The organism is Acinetobacter sp. ACNIH3 (genome assembly GCF_002918965.1).
In the GTDB taxonomy this organism is placed as follows: Bacteria; Pseudomonadota; Gammaproteobacteria; order Pseudomonadales; family Moraxellaceae; genus Acinetobacter; species Acinetobacter schindleri.
Genome location: NZ_PQLP01000091.1, coordinates 1 through 3,798, shown reverse-complemented (window position 1 = coordinate 3,798; position 3,798 = coordinate 1). Strand labels below are relative to the sequence as shown.

At 33.4% G+C, this 3,798-nt stretch carries 2 protein-coding genes; both read right to left on the bottom strand.

The window, feature by feature from the left end; genetic code table 11:
- Nucleotides 1-244 precede the first annotated feature (244 nt).
- Nucleotides 245-2,464: a S8 family peptidase gene (locus tag C3420_RS16465; protein ID WP_228152986.1), complete on the bottom strand. Its 2,220-nt coding sequence runs from the start codon at nt 2,462-2,464 to the stop codon at nt 245-247.
- 19 nt (nt 2,465-2,483) lie between these two features.
- The gene (locus C3420_RS16460) at nt 2,484-3,596 is read right to left on the bottom strand and encodes an AAA family ATPase (protein ID WP_103857250.1); all 1,113 of its coding nucleotides are present in this window, start codon (nt 3,594-3,596) and stop codon (nt 2,484-2,486) included.
- Nucleotides 3,597-3,798: the final 202 nt, after the last annotated feature.

Genomic DNA, 3,798 nt, shown 5'->3' with positions numbered 1-3,798 from the left:
GCTTTTTTAGCGTTGGTGCACTGTCTATAACTGTCTTTAAATCCATAAATAGGTGTCCACTTAAATTTAAGTGGACACTATCGCGGTATTAATGAGTTAGAAAAAGTGGGGTTCAGCGGACGCTTACGTTATTAAAGAGAAATAGCCATATTCTTTATAAAGCAAGAAACTAATTTTTCAATAGATTTTAAAAATATCAAATAAAGAGAGACTAAATTTAAAATATTTTAGTCTCTCAATCCAATTAGTTTTGAATCTGTACTGGAATTTCTACTATAGGTTCTATTTCTGTCAATATATCCTGATATTCAGTCAATATATCTGAGAAAATAGTTTTATTTTTAGGGGCTTCAATACTAACAATAAAAGCATATTTTACCGGAGAGGCATTATTGGTAAGCCCACCATTTTCTCTAGCAGAATAATGTAATTCAAACGCAGGCTCATCTAAAGAAGAACCCCTTTTATTTTTTGTACTATGCAATACAGACTCCCATTTACCAGCATCAGCTCTTAGTTCTGCTTCAGTCGCAAACCGTGTCTGTTTAAAAAAGGATTCTGTCTTATTAGGATTACTACCAAACTGTGGCATCCATTGAATAGTAATTCCAGCTCTTGTATACATAGATGTATCTTGAGGATCTGTTTCACATGAAATACAACAAGTTGCTGAAATTTTAACTTGCCCATCAATTCCATTGTCTGGGATAGGCAAAGGTACATTCAAATACTTACCGGGCGATAGTTCACCTTGGTAAAGAATTTTAACAGTTCCTTCCTCGGACTCTATGATTTGGGCAAAGTTATCAGGAACCTTACCCCATCCAATTTCATTACTGGACTGTTCATTTCTATGAGCTGTATGAACTAATAGTGCTTTTATAGCGAGTAATGATATCTGCTCACCTAATATTGCCCTTATTCCTGCGGCCATTCGTAATACATACGGAGAAGCAAAGCTTGTCCCACATGTTGGAACTAACTGTGTTGAATGTTGGCTATGAGGGACATGGAAATACTCTGTTGGAGAACCACCGAAAGCTACTAGATCCGGTTTAATTCTTCCTGGAGATCTACCAGGACCAATTGCACTATAAGATGCACGTTCCCAAGTATTACCCGTACAATTACTTGAACCAACTGCTATTGCATTTATACAGTCTGATGGAACTTGAATTCGAGATAATCCGGCAGAATGGTCTCTTTCACCATTATTCCCTGCTGCTACTGTCATTAGGGTATTACCAAATGATAAATAGCTATCAATTAAAGAAGTCCAAGGATGTACCTCATCATCATCGATAGGCAAATCTGGTCCTAGACTTAAATTAATAAACTCATATTGGTTCGAGAGTAAAATTTCTTCAATATGGCCCAATGTACGGTAAAGTTCTAAGGGATCTTCACCATTAATTTTTGAGTCTAATACTCGATGATGGTCTACATAAGTAAACGGCCTTGCTGCCTGCTGACCAGGTTTTAATGGACCAAATAAAAATGCTGAGGTTACACCTAATCCATGTTCAGGCCCATCTGTACAGTCAGATGCTTTAGGATCTGATAATCGATAATTCTGAACCCAAGGAGCTAATTGATGTTGGGATGGTAAGCCACCGTCTAGAATAGCTACTCTTACTTTGCTATTTACAGGTTTAATTGTTGGTACTGTGAAACTTGCTGATACGGGCAAACCTCTAACTACTGGATTGAAAGCTCGTAATTGAGGAACTGGTCGAATAACTCTTACAAAAGAAAAGTCTGCTAATTTCTTAATATTCTCATAATTCCCTTTACAGGGAACAAACCAAAGATTTGCAATATCAAAGGCCAATTCTGTACGAATTTCTATATTTAACTCAGCCGCATATTTTATAAAGGCCTGTTTAATATGCTCTGATAAAATTGAAGTAGAGACTAAATGTAAGCCAATTTCAAAGTACTCATGTGATCCATTTTCATTTTCTTTAATTTTGGAATTGGACTCTACTAGACTTATATTCCATATAGTCTCTAAATCATCTCTTAAACGACTTTCATCAGAATCTGATAATTGCTCCAATTCATTTTTTAAGTCTCTTAAATTTTCTTTTTGAAAAGCAACGAAAAGTTGGGTACTTGGTACCTCCTCTGGTTTACCTTTTCTTTTCCATTTATCTGGTTGAACTTCTGTTGCTTTACTTCCAATAGGATAAGCTCCAATACTACGAAATAAAGCGGCAGGAAATGCAGATTTGGAGATATAAGAAGGGTGTAGAGTGATAGCAGTAACTGTCAAATTCTTTGGATATAAACGTTTGTCTATATCCTCCAACTCCTTTTCGATCTTCTCTATCTGAGGGACTAACCTAGAGCGAAGTTCACCTACTGAATAGATATACTTTTTCTCCATATTACGTCTTGGTGGAGGAACAGTACGGGTTAATTGTTCTGCTCTACCAATTAAATAATTAACTTTTTTACTCAATTTAATTTCCCTCTATATATCAATTTTTAATTAATTTTTTTCTTAAAGTATCACGGCTAATATTTGCTAACTTAGAAGCCTTAAGTTGAGACATACCATGATTAACAACCAAATTGACTGCAAAATCTATTTGTTGGTTTTTAGACATATCTTTCAAATCTGGCGTTAAATATTGGGTAATTAAGACTTCTGAGTCTTCTAAAGAGTTCATAAGCTTAATTTTTCGTAACCTCATAACTTCACGTTTGATTAAGCTAAAAGATAAACCTTTAAATTTAACTTTTAGAAGGTCACTCCAAACTTTAAAAAATTTATAATCATCAAGAAATAATTTTTCTAAAGAATTTTCTAATTGATCTTCAGTTGGTAAATCAAATAATAAATCTAGATCAAAGCGACGCCATATAGCGGGATCTAATAATTCTTGATGATTTGTAGCTGCAATTAATAAACTATTTTCTGGCCAGTCTTCAATTTCCTGTAATAACACTGTTACAAGTCTTTTAAGCTCACCTACATCTGAATTGTCTGCGCGTTTTTTGGCTATTGCATCAATTTCATCTAAAAATAATACACATTCCTGGGATTTCGCATAATCAAGTACTAACCTTAAATTATTACCTGTTTTCCCCATGTAACTACTCATTACAGAAGTTAAATCAAGTATATAAAGAGGTAGGTTTAACTCTTTTGCTAGCCATTTAGCAGATAAAGATTTACCAACACCAGGAGGACCTTGAAATATAATTGAAGATATTGGCTTTAGATCATGTTCTCTAAGTGACTCTAAATTATTTGGTAACCTTTCTTGCACCACAGAAGCTAGTGAATTTTTTAAATTTTCTGATAGCAACAACTCTTCAATAGGCTCATTGGAATCCCATACTTTTAAAAATTTATATACCTCATTTGAATCTATTGTTTCTTTAGACTCTGGAAAATAATCAGGGGTATTCTTACGAAGAGCATGACTTCGTTTTGTAGGTTCCAATTTTAGTAATTTCTCAATTTCAGCTGTGGTTTCAGGATCATATTTCTTCATTCGGCGAATATATTTCGCCAAAAAAAGACGAATATCTGCCTCATTTCCTGCTAAAGCCAGACGAGAAATTGTGACCAAATCTTCATTCATAAATTAAAAACACTACATAAGTTTAATTAAATCAATATTTTTCAATAATTTAAATATGAATAAAAATTATTGAATATATACAATTATAGTCAATAATTAATTTTTTAAAAGTTTTTTATACACAAGTTATGTTAATAAAATAGCCTTAATTAATTACAAGATTTTTCTTCTGAAAAATAATTCTCATTGATAGAAAGAGAAG

Bases quoted from the DNA above. Each gene is read 5' to 3' on its own strand.
- C3420_RS16460 (WP_103857250.1), bottom strand. From the start codon at position 3,596: ATGAATGAAGATTTGGTCACAATTTCTCGTCTGGCTTTAGCAGGAAAT.